Source organism: Klebsiella sp. M5al (assembly GCF_002090195.1).
Classification (GTDB): Bacteria; Pseudomonadota; Gammaproteobacteria; order Enterobacterales; family Enterobacteriaceae; genus Klebsiella; species Klebsiella grimontii.
The window spans coordinates 4,555,786-4,572,219 of the sequence record NZ_CP020657.1 but is presented as its reverse complement, the minus strand read 5'-3'; the positions used below and the strand labels follow the sequence as shown (position 1 = coordinate 4,572,219).

The window sequence follows — 16,434 nt, the reverse complement described above, 5'->3', positions numbered from 1 at the left end:
AAGATGCGCTGGACTTTAAATCGTCTGCCGCAAATACTTAGTTCATTTATTAGTGAACTAAAACGCCATGCTTAACGACGCGACGCTTAACATTCGACAGCTCCAGGTTTTTGAGGCGGTGGCCCGTCTTGAGAGCTATGGCCGGGCCCAGCAGGAGCTGGGGATTTCCGTTTCCGCAATCAGCAATGCGATGTCGCAGTTGGAAGGCCAGCTTGGCTTTAGCTTGTGCCAGCGCGGGCGCGGCGGCTTTGCGCTGACCGAAAAAGGGCAGCATTTTTTACAGCAGGCGATCCGCGTGCTGAGTGAACTGAACGAGCTGGAGCGCCAGTCGGCGCTGCTGAAAGGCGAGCATAGCGGTACGATTTGTATCTCAACGCTTGATTCCATCGAAACGGAAACCGCGCTGTCGCTGCCGGTGGTGCTGCGCAGCTTTAGCGATAAGTTTCCCAATGTGCATATCAAGCTGATTATCCGTACCCCGGCGGAACAGCTAAACGGCGTACTGAATAACCATATCGATCTCGCTATCGGCAGCTACAACTCGCGGGTGCATAACATCATTAGCGAACCGCTCTACCGCGAGCAGCACTGGCTCTACTGCAGCGACCTGCATCCTATGTTCTTTAGCCGACAGCTCGATAAAGAGCTGATCAGCCAGTGTCCGCTGGTGACGCGCAGCTACTGGAATACCAGCGATCTGCGGCGGCGCGGCTTCAGCAAGGGCAGCGCGACCGTTGAAACCGTCGATGCGCAGCTGCTGTTGATCCTGTCCGGGAAATATATCGGCTACCTTCCCGAGCACTACGCCTGGCCTTGGATTAAGGAGAATCGCCTGCGCGTGCTGCTGCCCAATGAGTTTGGCTTTCAATCTCCCTTCTCAGCGATATGCAAACGCGGGCGCAGCAATGAACCTTACCTGAAGGAGTTTCGCAATCTTCTGAAGAAGAATACGGTGGCCAGACCGAAGTGGAGTGAGTGATCTTTTGGTCTGGATTTAGAAAAAACTTATGCCTGATTTGATTTGGCAAACGCCCGTTGAATATCAGGCATATAAACTGCGGTTTGCTATTAAAAATATGGATTTGAGTAAAATCTCAGATAAAAATATCGCTAGGTACCAGGATAATTCCCATCTATTAATTGGTTAAAAAATAGCCTTTTTGTGTGTTTTTTCTGAATTAATGGCAAATCTAACGCCTGGCGTTGTTTGTTAAAATTTTTTCTGCTGGAATCGACAAATATATTTTTTGAACTTTTTTTTCTAATGGATGGGAAAATGATAAGAAATAGATTATTAGCATTGGTGTGCATTTCTGTCGGTTTATTACAGGGGTGCGCTAATGTTAAAAAACCACAGAGCGCGCTAATAAAAAAAGATGTGATTCAAAATGAACAGCCGGCTCAGATTCCTGCCTTACAGCAGTGTATCCAGGATGTTGATGCTTTAGTTAAGCTCGATAAAAAGTTTCAGCAGGATTCAAACGAGCTGTATGGTTTAATCAACGACGCTAAGTTTTATGCTTCTGTTTCAAGCCAAACGTCGGCCAGCGTAAAGTCAACGATTACTCCACTTTTTGAATACAAGATAAATGATAAGTGTAATAGTATTTCGCAGAAATTAATTAAAGAGTTCGAAATCCGGGCAAGAAAAGCCGAACTTAAGAATGGGCTGGCCAGATGATGTACCATAAGGGGGAATTGAATATATATAATCTTCGCGGTCTTGCGATTTTATTGTCTCTCTTTACCCTTATTATGATGTCTCCCGCTCGTGCTGAGAGAGGAGATTTCCTTGATAATATATCGAAACTCGAAATCAACAATCCGCCGGCCTCAGACGCCGCCAGCGGGGATTCGGCGTCGGCTAAACAACATAACGATAGCCGTGATAAAAAAGCACCGCAAAAGCAGGACGTCGTCAGAAAGAAAGTGAATCAGACGAAAACTGAAAGTACGCTTAGCGCTTTGCGCAAACAAAATGCGGAGCTGAGCGCTGCGGCCAAAGCGGCGGAGAAAAAGCTCGATGAAACGACGCGCCAGCTGTCGGCGCAGATTGCCGCGCTGAAAGCGCAGCGTGGGCAGCAAGAGAGCGGCGCTCCTGCCGCCGCTAGCGCGCTAATGAAGAAAAACGCCGAGCTGACCGCCGCCGCCGACGCGGCGCAAAAAAAGCTGGATGACACGACCCGCGACCTGTCGGCGCAAATTAGCACATTGAAGGCTCAGCATGCGCAGCGCGAAAGTGGGCAGAAAACCGCGCTTGATGCGCTAACGAAAAAGAATGTCGAGCTGGCCGCCGCTGCTGCCGCCGCGCAGAAAAAGCTCGATGACACGACCCGCACGATGTCGGTGCAAATCGCCGCGCTGCAAACCCAGAAGGAGCAGGGGGAGAGCCTGCAAAAAACCACCATTGATACGCTGACGGGAAAGAATCTGGAACTTCGCGCAGCAGCAACAGCGGCGCAGAAAAAGCTGGATGAGACCACCCGCACGCTATCGGCGCAGATTGCCGCGCTGAAAACTGAGAACACGCAGGGCGAAAGCCAGCAAAAAACCGCTCTTGACGCGCTGTCGAAAAAGAACGCTGAGCTCATCGCGGCGGCTGAAACGGCGCAGAAAAAATATGATGCTTCAGTCGCTGCGTTGAATGATAAAAATAAAGAATTACAGTCAACGCTCGATAGCCTGGCCATCAAGCAAAGCGATGTAAACCTGGCGGATAAAAGCAACAAAAATGCCTATGCGCTGGGTGTTTTCTACCTGACTCAGGCGCTATCCGATGTGAATAAAATGGCCGACAATAATGTCAAGCTAGCGCCTTCAGCGTTGGTTTCCGGGTTTAACGATGCCTATAATAAAAAGCTTAGAATGCAGGAAAACGAAATTGAAAGCATCGTCAACATGCTTAACGAAAAACTATCGTCTAAGTACATTGATATTGAAAAAAGAATCATGGCTAAAATCAAAAACAAAAAATATGAGGTTTTGCCTAATGGCGTCTATTTTGTGATTGATAAAAAGGGGAAAGCTCCGTACAAGCAGAATGAGACTTTATCCTTGAATATTCTGGAGAAAAAGATGGATGGTACGCCGATACTTAATACGATGAATTCAACGATGGTGTACGATAAACAAACCGATCCGCTGCTGGCTAAGGTATTATCATCCGGTTTTAAAGGCGGAACGGTGACGCTGTATGGTCAGGCCGGCTCATTATATAGCACCACACCGGCTGACGTGAATCCTGATACTTTAATCTCCATCACCTTCGAGTTAATGCCCTAAGCGATAAATAGCAAGTTCCGGCCGGATTTGCGTATCCGCAAAGTCATTGCCCGTATACGAAATGTTTGCAGTAACGCGCCTGGGACGGATATTGCTTCTGTAACAATCGCCTGGCGGGCAGATTATTACCCAGCGCGCATTTAACCGGTCGCTTCCAACTGCAGTAAATCCATCAGATATATGAGGTTTGAGTCAAAGGCGTTAGGGTAGGCACCGAAGCTCTGTTTGGTTTGTTGTTTGGTCAGAAGTCGGTAGTAGCGGAACTGCCAGAGCTTACTACCGCTGGACTTGATTAGTAGGGTAACTCCGTCACCATCATACTGCTGCTAATCATCATATTTAGGTTTGGCGGCTTTGGTTTCCGTATCAGTTAACGGCTTGGTTTTTCTTGCCATGGGGAGTCTCCATGCGTTTAGGCCCAACGAAAACAATAGAGCTTTGCGTTGGGCCTACCAATGGGATTAAAAGGTTCAGATTTAATTAGTTGGCATCAGACTTCGCGGGACAAATTCAAGGCACAAAAAAGCCCGCAGGGCTTGCGCCGTGCGGGCTCTTAGGACTTCATCGGATGACTCTGGTAATCACCGATGGAGAATTTTGGGCTGGCGGAGTCTGAATTGCTTGTGTAATCCATTGAATTCACTTTGGTAACTAGTAGTTTGACTTTTCGCTGGTGCCTATTTAGGTGCCTAAAAATTTTTTCTCCCTTTGATGAGAAAAATGAGACGAGATAGGTACTGTGCGTGGTGATTTCTAGTTGAGTCGTCACGCTGAAAAACAGACTTGACCTGCTCACCGTTGAGTAACAGACCACAACTTAAGTTGACCCTCAACTGTTGTGACAACGGCTGTGATTTCCTCTCCTCGCTTAGAGTGGACTGGACCAGCCCACCCCAACGCTGGCCGCTATGTGCCAAATATAGTCATTCACACCCTGAGAGTTACACTTTTAAGTGATTCAGGGTATGCGCTTATTGGTTACGAATATTGTGCCAGAATCATGTGATTTGATGATTTCCGCTTTGCTTTCGAGCCAGTAAGTGCTCCACGTTCGCTAACGAATACTCAGGGCATGCAGAAAAACTGCTGACTATATTTCTTTCGAAGAGCGTGGAATGCATACCAATCCCCGATAAAAAGGAGTTGGTGATGACTGCGAAAGATCAGTTTGCTGCTCATGTTGGTTTGGACTGGGCGGATAAAAAACACGATGTCTGCGTTCAGTTTAAAAACGGTGATCGCATATTCCATGTGATTGAACATACGCCTGAGGCACTTGATATCTGGCTCAATGAGTTACACCAGAGGGCGAAAGGCAGGATTGCTATTGCCGTTGAGCTGAAGAAAGGCCCGGTGGTGTATGCACTCCAGAAGTACCCATTTGTCACTGTTTTTCCAGTACACGCGTTGTCACTGGCCCGCTACCGACAGGCTTTCTGGCCCAGCGGTGCGAAGGATGATCCGCAGGATGCTGAGCTGGCATTAGACCTGATGCTACGTTATCCCCACAAGATAAAAGCCATTGAAGCCGACAATCCGGATATCCGATTACTCCAGCAATTAGTTGAGCAGCGCCGACTGCTGGTCGAAGACAAGCGTCGTTTTGTTAATCGGCTCATCAATACGCTTAAGCAGTATTACCCTCAGCCCCTGGAATGGTTCTCCCATCGGGACAGCTCACTGTTCTGCGAGCTAATCATTCGCTGGCCGAGTCTGCAACAACTCAAACGGGCTCGCAGCGATACTGTCCGTAATTTTATGAATGCTAAAGGTGGTCCTGCTGTTGCATATACCGAACAGCGGGTTGCAAGTATTGCCAGCGCTATTCCCCTGACCACAGATAAAACTGTCATCGAGGCAAATGCCTTGATGGCAATAGCACTAGCATCCCAAATCAAACTGACAGGCGACCTAATCAGAACCTACGATGAACGTATTGAATCCTTATTCGATACGCTTCCGGATGCAGAACTGTTCAAATCACTTCCTGGAATGGGACCGTGTATGGGCCCACGGATGCTTGCAGCACTGGGTGATAACCGCGACCGCTTCAACAGCGCCGAAGAAATTCAAAACTACGCTGGCATCGCACCAGTAACCGAGCGAAGTGGTCAAAAATCCTGGGTACACTGGCGTTGGCAGTGCGCGAAGTTCGTCCGACAGACATTCGTGGAATGGACTGCGAAGACGGTTAACTCATCGTACTGGGCCAGACTTTATTACCAGGGCCAGCGAGAAAAAGGGAAATCTCATCAGTCAGCGCTCCGGGCTCTGGCATTTAAATGGATAAGGATCATTTACCGCTGCTGGAAGACCAGAACCCGGTACGACGAAGCGAAATATTTGCTGGCACTGGAAGCGCGAAAGTCGCCCTTACTGAAGCCATAAAAAGCTTGTCGAATGTCTCAGGGCGTGAAGCGGACCTTTCATACTTCTTGGTATATTCAGGCGAATAAGCCTTAATGCGATGAAACAAATATCGACGCTTGCTGTACAGGCGGAACGGCGAAGTATCGCTGCATACGTTTAATCTCCTCTGCGGGTGGCAGACCAAACAGGCGTTTAAACTCGCGATTAAATTGCGACGGACTTTCATAACCGACGGCGTAACTCGCTGCAGCAGCAGTTATTTGCTGACGCACCATCAACATCCGCGCCTGGTGCAGGCGTACCGATTTAACATATTGCATCGGCGGCATCCGGGTTATCGCTTTAAAATGGCTGTGAAACGTCGGCACACTCATTCCGGCTTCCATCGCCAGTTGCGTCAGCGTTAACGGCTCAGCGTAGGTAGCATGGATGCGCTGTAGCACTTTACCGATTTTGCCAAATTGCCCTTGCAAGGTCAGCGCGGCGCGCATGGCATTTCCCTGTGCGCCTGTTAATACGCGGAAATAGAGCTCACGTACCCGTGCAGGACCGAGGATCGCCGCTTCAAGCGGATTGTTAAGGACTTCGAGCAAGTGCCGCACGGCCGTTTTTACCGCGTCGTCCATTGGGCTCGACATCATGCTTTGCGGCGCGGCGAGAGGATATCGGGCGTCATGCTGTTCAATCTGCAACATCAGTTCAGCGGCCAAATGAAAATCCAGATGCATATAAATCGCCAGCAACGGATGTTCAGCGGACGCGTCGGTTTCCATCACAAACGGCACCGGCACCGAAACCGCCAGGTAGTGCTGTTCATCATATAAATAGGTCTGCTGACCAAAATAGCCGCGTTTGCTCCCCTGGCAGACAATCACGATCCCCGGATCGTAAAGCACTGGCGTTCTGGCAAGTGGACGATCGGCACGCAATATTCGCACATCAGGCAATGCGGTAAGGTTATATCCCTCCTGCACCGCAAGTGCTTTAACTAAGGTAATCATCCCGGGCATCACAGCACCTCATAAAATCAGGCAAGAAAAATAGAAGATACGGCCTAAAAATGCGGCAGGACGTAGAATACCATGCAACCTTCATTGTTCATGGGAGTTCTTTTATGACATCTGCAAAAACGATTTTAATCACCGGCGTCAGCAGTGGCTTTGGCCGTGCACTGGCGCAGGAAGCCCTCGCCACAGGCCATCGGGTCATCGGTACCGTGCGCAGCCGCGAAGCACAGCACGATTTCGAGGCGCTTCATTCGCAGCGGGCTTTCGGCCGTCTGCTCGATATCACGGACTTTGAGCATATTGATGAGGTGGTTGCGGAGATTGAGTCTACCGTCGGTCCGGTTGATGTGCTGGTAAACAATGCCGGTTACGGTCATGAAGGCATAATGGAAGAATCCTCGCTCGCAGAGATGCGCCGCCAGTTTGAAGTCAATGTGTTTGGCGCAGTGGCAATGATCAAAGCCATGCTACCGGGCATGCGCCAGCGTCGTCATGGCCATATTATTAATATCACCTCGATGGGCAGTTTCATTACCCTGCCCGGCATCAGCTATTACTGCGGCAGCAAATTTGCGCTGGAAGGAATATCAGAAACGTTAAGTAAAGAGCTGGCTCCGTTCAACATACACGTAACCGCCGTGGCACCTGGCTCGTTTCGCACCGACTGGGCCGGACGATCGATGGTACGCAGCGCTCGCAGCATCCCGGACTACGACGCTTTATTTGATCCGATTCGTCAGGCACGTGAAGAAAAAAGCGGTAAGCAACTCGGCGATCCCGTTAAGGCCGCACATGCCATGCTGGCAATGATTGAGAGTCAGAACCCTCCAACGCATTTATTGTTAGGCAGTGATGCATTAAGTTTAGTGCGGCAAAAGCTCGAGGCATTAGGTAAGGAAATAGAACAATGGGAAGAAATAACACGTTCAACGGATGGCTGATCAGCTGCTGAGACAGAGAGCATACTGGATAATGGATTATGGCTGGTCGCACAAGCGCTCATTTCGCTCGGGCATCATGCTGATGCCCTTGCAGTTCAGCCTTTTTACTTTCAGGCTTCCAGGCTTGCGGTGAAATCAACTTCCGCTCCTCGCTCATAGCAGACTGCGCTCACTCACTGCAGCGAGCGTTATTTTGAGTTTAGTGCCAGCCTGGTACAGTCAGGTAGACAGTACTTGTTTCAGGCCTTCATCATTAAAAACGATTCCGGTCTTCAGGACGCCATAACACCAGTGCACCAGTTTCCGCATCAGCGCACCAATGGCCACCATTTTAGGTTTACCCCGCAGGCACATCTCGTCGTAAATATTACGCATCCGCTTATTGTAGATTTTTCCGCACAGCGCAGACATGTAAAGCTTCGCTCTCAACTGAGGCGGACCGATTTTCGACATCCGGGGCCGGCTCCGAACCGATGTGCCTGAACGTTTCTCGATCGGCACCACACCCAGAAATGCGGCAGCCTGCTCAGCTGATGAAAAGTCATGGCTGCGAAGCACGACCAGCATATGCATTCCCAGCTGGGGGCCAACAGATTTAATTGAGGTCAGAAGTGTATAATCACGCCTCAGTGCAGGGCTGGCTTTGATATGCGCTTTAATCTGCCGCTCGATATTGCTTACCTCCTCGCGCAGCAGCTGCGCCATATGCATGCAGGAACTGATAATATCTGCAGGTGTGTCTGTGGACAGGTATTTTTCCAGCCTGTTCTCCTCACGCAGGGCATCACCCAGTAGAACATCCCGCCGTCGCAGGAGTGCACCGAGATATCTGATTTCGGGGGCCGGCGGCTCCCAGCGGTGAGGGTTCTTAAGGAATGCGTAGCAGGCCAGCATATACGCATCCACCTTATCCGTTTTTGTCATTATTCCCATGCCGCGTGCAAACTCTCTGCTACGGTGAGGGTTGGCCAGAGAGACATAGAAACCAGCATCATGTAACTCAGTAGCCAGCCGTTCGTGATAAACCCCGGTAGCCTCCATCACCACATGAACATCTTCCGGACCGCAGTGCTGGAGCCTGAGCCAGCGAAGAATATTTTCAACTGAATGTCTGTTATTTTGGATGTTACGGGTTTTTATGCGTCCTTTGATACCGTCATAAAGCATGCAAAGATCCAGGGTGTTTTTACTTACGTCAATGCCGACTGGAAACATGGTTAAACTCCTCTCACATAAACCGTCACGCCTGTTCGCCTTGTACATACGGAGTCGAGCTCCCGGTAACCGTTCAACCTGATGTGCTGGCGTGAAAGGTGAAGCGGAGGGCCATATGCTGCTAAACAAGGTTCAGCGGTGCAGACTTTTCTGACCTTAAGGGAAGGGGGCGGCTCACTCTGCTTCAGTGGTGGTAGCTAATCACCACAAACTGTTAGATACAAGGGTGGGGGATTATTACGGCTGAAGCCGTAATGCTTTTTTCGTCCTCGCTTCGCTGCGAGGGTCTCCGGCGCTTTGCGCCTCCCATGCGCTGACGCGCATGCCCAAATCATTAACAAATAAGAATGCGTCTCATCTGTTGACATGTCACAGGGCAGCGTGTACGGTGAATGAATACTGTATGTATATACAGTATACGTAAAAATTATCGCACACTTTCATCAGCATAAAAGGAATTCACCATGGCTGAACAACAGAAAAATGCTCAGGTACTGAATGGCATCAACGACGACATCACCGAATTAAAATCCCTGACCACACTGCGGAAGCGGGTCGTCAGCGATGGAGAAATAGTATCGAAATCCGCGAACGGGTTCCGGCTCTCAAACGGCAGTACCGGCGTCATCCTGCGTAATGACGGCCGGGACTTTTATGCCCTGACCACGGCTGCCGGTCAGTCTCAGGACGGGCAGTGGAACACCCTGCGCCCCTTTTCATTCAGTCTCTCCACCGGTCGCGTCTCACTGCGAAACGGCGTGGATATCTCCGGCGGAGCTGTCGTTTCCCATAATGCCGGCATTTCCACCTCCCTGACCGGGCCTGACCCGCTCATTAACGGCCAGACCTATGATGCCGCGCCCGTGTACACGGATTTCACTACAGGTAAAGTCACCACAAGAATGATGATGGGCGCCAGGGTGAATGCCGGTCGTGACGATTTCGGCATACTTTCCTACCGCGACTGGCACGGTAAATGGCATGAGTTGCGTCTTCGCCCCAATGCCGAACTGGATGCCGGACAGTTTATTAAACGTAATCCGGATGGCTGGTTCTGGGCAGGGGGAAACAAAAATATCAGCAGCACTGAGAGAGTAACCAACGGTGTTCATTTGCAGGGCGCGAGCGATTTAGCCGCCGACTTTTATCACCAGGAGCGTATCGGACAGCATCATTTTCTGGGGCTGCATGTGGCCAATGGCGGCGCTCAGGGCTGGTACGAATTCCGTAACGACGGCCATGCCTACACCAACGGCGCCTGGAGCAGCAGCTCTGATTCCCGCATGAAAACGGACATCGAAAAAATCGATAATGCGCTGGACAGACTCCACCGTATCGGCGGGTACACCTACCTCAAACAGGGGAAACCCGAAGCCGGGGTGATTGCCCAGGAAGTGGAGGCCGTGCTACCGCAGGCCGTGACGCAGACAACGCTGACGCTCAATGACGGCAGTGTGCTGCCGGATGCGCGTAGTATCAATATCAACGGTGTGGTCGCCCTGCTGGTTGAAGCACTGAAGGAAGAACGTCAGGCGCTGGTTCATGAGAAGGAGGCCAGACTGTCGCTTGAACAACGTCTGGCATCGCTGGAAGAACGTGTGGGTCGGGAGGGCTGATTCATGGATGAGTATGATTTCAACGGTGGGGTACCACCATTACCGGGTAATGTATGGTTTCCTGCTGATGAAGACGGTCCTGGGCGTTGGGCCGCGCCCACTACGGGAAGTCAGACTGGTGATATTCTGACTGTATGGCCGTCAAACGGATATACCCCTCCTGATACTTCTTATCTGCCACCATCAACCTTAGGGCCCGGCTGGGCTGATTACGATATGGCAGGCGTGGCTTCTGACCAGGGCTACCTTTTATATGGTGTTCCGGTAAGGGTCGTTCTGGATATACTGACAGAAGAGGGTGACTGGCCCGGCTGGACCATCGGTCTCTATGAAGCTTATCGGGAACAGGAGCCCGTGTCTGCCGCCATGGCCACTCTCGACCGGGGACTGATTTCGGGGTTACCTGACCCCTCCAGGCCTGCCGTTGTACCTTATGCCCGGCTGGAGCCAGAATCCCCGAACCCGGAAAAAATTTCCCGCGTAATGACAATCCAGCCCTTAAATGCCGTCACAGATGTGCCGGTAAATGCGTTACCCGCACCAGGAGGAACAGTGAACGTTCAGCGGCGTCTGACCGATCTGGTATCCGGGGGGAATCAGTACCTGGTGGTGACAGGAGGAAAACCCATGTCTGTTCGTGTGGTTGATGCCAGTCTCGTGAAGGACAAGACACCACAATCAGACCGATTCCTGAAGAATACTTATCAGGCAACCATTGCGCCCGGGCTTCCACCTCTTATTTTCACTACTGATTATATTAATGATTCCAGGATGTTTCCCAAGAATTATGTTCCAAACGCCAGAGGAATTATTAGCGGACAGGGGGTTTATGGTACAGCCGGCTATACCTCCTCTACCAGAAATGACGATGTCATTGTGAGATTCCCGGCAGGGAGTGGAGCCAGCCCGCTGTATATATCCTCTGTAGAGGTATTAAATCCTGTGTCACTACATCAGCGTCAACTGGCTGAGACAGATATCAGGAACAGAATAGATGCGGCGATCAAAACCGAGGAAAACCGTAAATACCTGTTTGGCAAAGCAGGTATTCAGGAGACGCCGGCGTTCACTCCGGAAATGGTGAAATCAGCCAGCGCCCTGCTGACGGCACCGGCGGCGATGATGCTTAACCGGGCACCTGCCGGGATACAACTATCTGCAACGGGCACGGGAGTAATGACTGCTGTGGGTGAATGGGCAGGCTCGATTGCCGGCGCGTTATGGCGAGGGGCGGTCGGAACGGCGGCTGCCAGCACCGCGGGTCCCATGGTTGCTGCCGCATCGACGATATTTTTCTCGCGGCCTGCAGGGGGGGGCAGTGACAAGGTTCCGGGACGCGATATTAATATGATGGCGGCTCAGGTCAGTCTTTTTAATACGGGTAAGGTGAAAATCGAACCCGGGATGAAAACAGTTGATCTGCCGGTACGCGGCTTTATCTCCACGGACAGTAATGGACGGCAGTCGGTGATGATGGTGAAAACTGGCTCCGGCGGTGTACCTGCCACGGTACCGGTACTGAGTGCCGTGCGCGACAAGGCCACCGGTCTGGATAAAATCACGGTACCAGCCGTCGCGGGCGCCCCGTCGCGGACCATCCTGATTAACCCTGTACCGGTCGGTCCTGCGGCACCATCACATACCGGCAACAGTACGCCGGTTCCGGTGACGCCGGTGCACACTGGTACCGATGTTAAGCAGGCGGAAAGCATCGTCACCACAACATTGCCGGTGGCGGATATTCCTGCGTTGCAGGACTTTATCTACTGGCAGCCGGATGCGACCGGTACTGGCGTTGAGCCGATTTATGTGATGCTGAATAGTCCTCCAAAATCAGTTACTCATAAACACAAGCATTATCCGCCTAAAGGAGTATCCTGGAAGGATATTGTTAATAAAACTGCTAATGGAGGGAGTGCTAAATTTAAACCAGATGTAAATATTCCTGAAATTGATGTAGATGCATGGGAAAATGGACAAACAACAGCAAAACATCCCACATGGAAGGTCAAAAAGTATGATCGTGTAATAGGAGCTTATGCTGGAAAAGAAACTCAGTGGGTTGTTGTAAAAGAATCTCAGGGGGTTATTCACTCTCATCCAGTATCAGAACAAAAAGCTAAGGAGTACATGAAATGAGAATAAATCGTACAGAAATCGACTTCAATGGTGGGACAGTAACAGATGATACATTATTTATAACGGATTTTGATGGACCAGTAGACTATATTGATGAAGATATCTTGCTGGTAGAATATGCAAATGATTTTTCAGTAGATGTCTCATTTCATGAAGGTTCGAACGATTTAAGTGTTAACGTTATACGTGGAAGTGACTGGGATAATCCTGTATACAGAAAAACTATAGGGCTTCGTGATAAATCTGTATTGTTACAATCAATCAGAGAAGCAATTGAAATTGCAGTTAAAGGTTAGAAAATGCTATTCAATTTATGATGACTGGACAGTACCAAACTGCCTCCGTCTGAAAATACGAGATCGAATAGTTTTTCCCTTTTTTAAGCCGCCTGATCATGGGCGGTTTTTTTGTAAGCGTGAAGCTAGCACGGTGAGCGGATACCAGAAACGGAGGATGTCATGAGCCTTTTTATCTGGATGGAAAATTGATCCAAATGAAGAGAATGGTAAAATATATCTAAATACGGGGATTTTATGAGCAGATTAAAACTAATTGAGTTAGGGCGGGATTCTTTAAATAGAAAAATCAGCGTGAACGAATTTGTCTCTAACATAGTAATAGCCAGAAGGGAATCCTATGGAAGCGAAGAAGCAAATAAAGATATAGATCATTGTGCAGGAGAGCTATTTATTATTGCCGATTGTTTTAATCCTGAACCAGACAGAGAAAGTTATGAACTTGATGAGACTGGATTAAGAAATGAGGTTAAGGCCACTCTTGAAAAATTTCATCTTCTTTGACCTTCAACCGTTGTGCAATTAGTTGATAGCCAACCTCTCGGGTTGGCTAATTCTGATTAACCCTGTGCCGGTCGGACCTGGTGTGCCATCGCATACCGGCAACAGCACGCCGGTTCCGGTGCCGCCTGCTGAAAGCCGTGAGGCTGAACTGGCGTAAGCAACAGGAGACGTGGGGAAGCCGGGCAGGGCTGGATGAGGGGATAATGGATAGCCGTGTCGAATCAAGGGCTTAGCTCTTATAAAGGTATTAAGACCAATTCTTAAACGTTATTACTTATTCTCCCTCTTTTTTGCCTTGCCTCTTTGCTTTTTCCCTCATAGCGTCCAAAACCCATGCGCTAAGTGACAGGCCAGCTACGTCGGCAAGCTCAGCAAAATGAGCCTTGTCTTCAGGCAACAAGCGTACCCAAAACAGAATGGTCTGGCAAAGGCGCTGAGAGAAATTGGCCGCATTGAGCGGACGCTGTTTATGCTCGACTGGTTCCGCGATCCTGCACTACGTCGGCGAGTACAGGCGGGACTGAATAAAGGGGAAGCCCGTAACGCGCTGGCGCGGGCGGTATTCCTACACCGGCTGGGTGAAATCATCTTGAAATTAATGCGCATACAGGGTTTGCAGATGAATTAGGACGGGCAGGAGGAGCAACTGGGCGCTCTGGGGCTGGTATCCGGACAAGTTCCTGCGTCAGTTGCTCCCGGCTGTCAATACCGATAGCCCCCGTCAGGTCAGAAAATGACGGTTGTTCATTTTTTTCAAGCACATGCAGCAGGGCAAGAGGCGCGTCAAGCTTCCCTGCAACCCAGGCCGCATACTCACACACGGAGCGTGTTGATGACGAACCATCCACGCAGGCAATAACGGTGTTTTCCATATCATTAATTTCTGACATTAATGACCTCCCATCAGTTTTTCGACTTCTTCGGGTTTATCGTGAACACCAAAGCGATCAACGATTGTACGGGTTGCTTCGTTCATCCCTCGGATCTCAACGTCTGTTCCTTCTCTGCGGAATTTAATAACCACCTTATCCAGAGCGCTGACTGACGTAATGTCCCAGAAATGAGCATGCGTCACATCAATGACCACTTTCTCTACGGCCTCGCGAAAATCAAAATACGCCATAAAGCGGTCGGCAGAGGCAAAGAACACCTGCCCGGTGACCTTATAGATCCGGGTTTCTTCCCTGAGTTCTGAAGAGACAGCCAGAAAACGCGCCACTTTAGTGGCAAAATTCAGGGAAGCGATCAGCACACCAGTGAGTACCCCGAATGCCAGATTATGAGTGGCCACCACCACCACCACCGTTGCCAGCATCACCACGCTGGTTGAAACAGGATGGCTTTTAAGATCTACAACTGAACGCCATGAAAAGGTACCAATTGAAACCATAATCATCACGGCGACCAGCGCGGCCATAGGGATTTGCGAGACCAGGTCCCTGAGGAAGACTACCATACACAGCAGGACCACACCGGCAGTGAGGGTGGACAGACGGCCCCGGCCGCCGGACTTGACGTTGATAACGGACTGGCCAATCATTGCACAGCCCGCCATCCCCCCGATAAAGGAGGTGCAGATATTGGCGATGCCCTGGGCCTTGCACTCCCTGTTTTTATCACTGGGAGTATCCGTCATATCGTCCACAATCGTGGCCGTCATCATTGATTCCAGGAGTCCTACAACAGCGAGCCCTGCGGAGTACGGGAGAATAATCAGGAGCGTATCAAGATTCAGCGGGATGTCCGGCACCAGGAAGACCGGGAGGCTGTCAGGCAGTTTCCCCATATCCCCGACAGTACGCACATCCAGATGCAGCCACATGGCAATAGCCGTCAGTACCACGATACAGACAAGGGGGGAAGGGATTGTTTTATTCAGATACGGGAAGAGGTAAATAATGGCGAGCCCCCCTGCCGTCATGGCATAAACATGCCAGGTCACATTGGTGAGCTCAGGTAACTGCGCCATGAAAATCAGGATCGCGAGTGCATTAACGAATCCGGTGACCACGGAGCGTGAGACGAAGCGCATGAGGCTGCCGAGCTTAAGATAGCCAGCTATCAGCTGGAATATGCCGGTCAGCACGGAGGCAGCCAGTAAGTACTGCAGTCCATGATCCTTCACCAGGGTCACCATCAGGAGCGCCATTGCCCCCGTTGAGGAAGATATCATCGCCGGGCGACCACCAAAGAAGGCCATAATCAGCGGGATACAAAAGGCGGAGTAAAGCCCCACCTGAGGGTCAACACCGGCAATAATGGAAAAGGCGATCGCTTCTGGAATGAGTGCGAGCGCGACAACAATACCAGCCAGCACGTCACCACGGACGTTACCCAGCCAGTCCTTACGCGTCGAGGACAGCAACATAGTAATTTCTCAGTTTTCAGATGTAGTTAGCCCCGGAGGACATAAGTTTTAAATACGATAAAGCACATCCGCAGACGGGATGTTATTGCGTGCGTGCTGAGGCTCGCTCAGTACAGCGGAGGAAGGAAAAACTCAGGGTGGCGTAATGCGCATGGTCAGCAGGTAAATCCTCGAAATCAGGCACTCAGCCCTTAGTGAACAGAATAAGCCAGCGCAATGTACTTTTGCGCTGACCACATGCTCTGCTTGATGTAGAGTCTTACTACTATAAACGAAAATACAACACGATCAATGCAAAGGCCCCATACAGGCAGTTTAAGCAACAGAATATGACTGTCGGTGGTCAAGGTAACCGCATGGATGTCTTGATATCAGATAGATAACGTTTCGTGAACATCCCCTACGCTGATTAAAAAAGTTCTTAACGTACAATAATTTTCGAGATCCAAACTGACCCCTTCATGGCGATGTGCCTCTCTGTGAGATGGAAGAAAGACCGGAGACTTCAGTTTAGCCTGGCACTGTTTTCAGGGAAGAGATCAAGTTGAGGGGCATAAAAAATCCCCCGGAGGCACTTGCCGGGGGCAACTGAAACGACATTAATTGCTGTGTACATCACAAAATAATCTGTAGTAAACGATAAGTAAGTTCAAGTAACTTTTTACTGGTCAGATGTAGTGTGTTTTTAACAGCCTA

At 50.1% G+C, this 16,434-nt stretch carries 12 protein-coding genes and 3 pseudogenes; 10 read left to right on the top strand and 5 right to left on the bottom strand.

All coding sequences use genetic code 11. The features are described 5' to 3' along the window. Positions 1-67: 67 nt before the first annotated feature. The 3 genes from BWI76_RS21875 to BWI76_RS21865 all read left to right on the top strand — a co-directional run bounded on the left by BWI76_RS21875 (position 68) and on the right by BWI76_RS21865 (position 3,282). Positions 68-979 (top strand): LysR family transcriptional regulator, encoded by a 912-nt coding sequence (locus tag BWI76_RS21875; RefSeq protein ID WP_004135102.1) that lies wholly within the window; start codon positions 68-70, stop codon positions 977-979. Between the two features lie 297 nt (positions 980-1,276). Next, entirely contained in the window at positions 1,277-1,681 is a 405-nt protein-coding gene (locus BWI76_RS21870; RefSeq protein WP_024358399.1) for a hypothetical protein, read from the top strand. A gap of 248 nt (positions 1,682-1,929) precedes the next feature. Continuing rightward, complete coding sequence (locus BWI76_RS21865; RefSeq protein ID WP_224246997.1) at positions 1,930-3,282, top strand: FKBP-type peptidyl-prolyl cis-trans isomerase N-terminal domain-containing protein; 1,353 nt, start codon at positions 1,930-1,932, stop codon at positions 3,280-3,282. Positions 3,283-3,485: 203 nt separating this feature from the next. On the opposite strand, the pseudogene BWI76_RS21860 reads toward BWI76_RS21865, so the two are convergent. Next, positions 3,486-3,677: pseudogene (locus BWI76_RS21860) on the bottom strand (integrase arm-type DNA-binding domain-containing protein); the annotation flags it as partial. A gap of 754 nt (positions 3,678-4,431) precedes the next feature. Here BWI76_RS21860 and BWI76_RS21855 point away from each other — a divergent pair. Then, a complete protein-coding gene (locus BWI76_RS21855; RefSeq protein WP_004132572.1) occupies positions 4,432-5,670 on the top strand; it encodes an IS110 family transposase in 1,239 nt (412 codons plus the stop codon). A 71-nt stretch (positions 5,671-5,741) separates the two neighbouring features. Here the strand turns inward: BWI76_RS21855 and BWI76_RS21850 are convergent, their stop codons facing one another. Continuing rightward, positions 5,742-6,662, bottom strand: coding sequence for an AraC family transcriptional regulator (locus BWI76_RS21850; RefSeq protein ID WP_012540028.1), 921 nt, complete (start codon positions 6,660-6,662; stop codon positions 5,742-5,744). 104 nt (positions 6,663-6,766) lie between these two features. Between BWI76_RS21850 and BWI76_RS21845 the strand changes: the two genes are divergently transcribed. After that, positions 6,767-7,600, top strand: coding sequence for an oxidoreductase (locus BWI76_RS21845; RefSeq protein ID WP_004136823.1), 834 nt, complete (start codon positions 6,767-6,769; stop codon positions 7,598-7,600). A gap of 219 nt (positions 7,601-7,819) precedes the next feature. On the opposite strand, the gene BWI76_RS21840 is transcribed toward BWI76_RS21845, so the two are convergent. Next, entirely contained in the window at positions 7,820-8,815 is a 996-nt protein-coding gene (locus BWI76_RS21840) for an IS110 family transposase (protein ID WP_004136825.1), read from the bottom strand. Between the two features lie 464 nt (positions 8,816-9,279). Here BWI76_RS21840 and BWI76_RS21835 point away from each other — a divergent pair, with 464 nt between their 5' ends. The 5 genes and pseudogenes from BWI76_RS21835 to BWI76_RS21815 form a co-directional block, all read left to right on the top strand. Beyond that, complete coding sequence (locus BWI76_RS21835; protein WP_064371620.1) at positions 9,280-10,431, top strand: tail fiber domain-containing protein; 1,152 nt, start codon at positions 9,280-9,282, stop codon at positions 10,429-10,431. Positions 10,432-10,434: 3 nt separating this feature from the next. Continuing rightward, complete coding sequence (locus tag BWI76_RS21830) at positions 10,435-12,570, top strand: S-type pyocin domain-containing protein (protein ID WP_077265773.1); 2,136 nt, start codon at positions 10,435-10,437, stop codon at positions 12,568-12,570. Next, positions 12,567-12,866 carry a hypothetical protein gene (locus BWI76_RS21825; protein WP_004136829.1) on the top strand — a complete coding sequence of 100 codons (300 nt, stop codon included), beginning with the start codon at positions 12,567-12,569 and terminating at the stop codon, positions 12,864-12,866. The genes BWI76_RS21830 and BWI76_RS21825 overlap by 4 nt, the downstream gene beginning before the upstream one ends. 237 nt (positions 12,867-13,103) lie before the next feature. Beyond that, on the top strand, positions 13,104-13,370 hold the full coding sequence (locus tag BWI76_RS21820) for a colicin immunity domain-containing protein (protein WP_004136830.1): 267 nt from the start codon (positions 13,104-13,106) through the stop codon (positions 13,368-13,370). A gap of 403 nt (positions 13,371-13,773) precedes the next feature. Then, positions 13,774-13,956: pseudogene (locus tag BWI76_RS21815) on the top strand (Tn3 family transposase); the annotation flags it as partial. 79 nt (positions 13,957-14,035) lie between these two features. On the opposite strand, the pseudogene BWI76_RS21810 reads toward BWI76_RS21815, so the two are convergent. Further along, a pseudogene (locus tag BWI76_RS21810) lies at positions 14,036-14,242 on the bottom strand (universal stress protein); the annotation flags it as partial. Positions 14,243-14,259: 17 nt separating this feature from the next. Further along, positions 14,260-15,738 carry a SulP family inorganic anion transporter gene (locus tag BWI76_RS21805; RefSeq protein ID WP_064371619.1) on the bottom strand — a complete coding sequence of 493 codons (1,479 nt, stop codon included), beginning with the start codon at positions 15,736-15,738 and terminating at the stop codon, positions 14,260-14,262. Positions 15,739-16,434 lie beyond the last annotated feature (696 nt).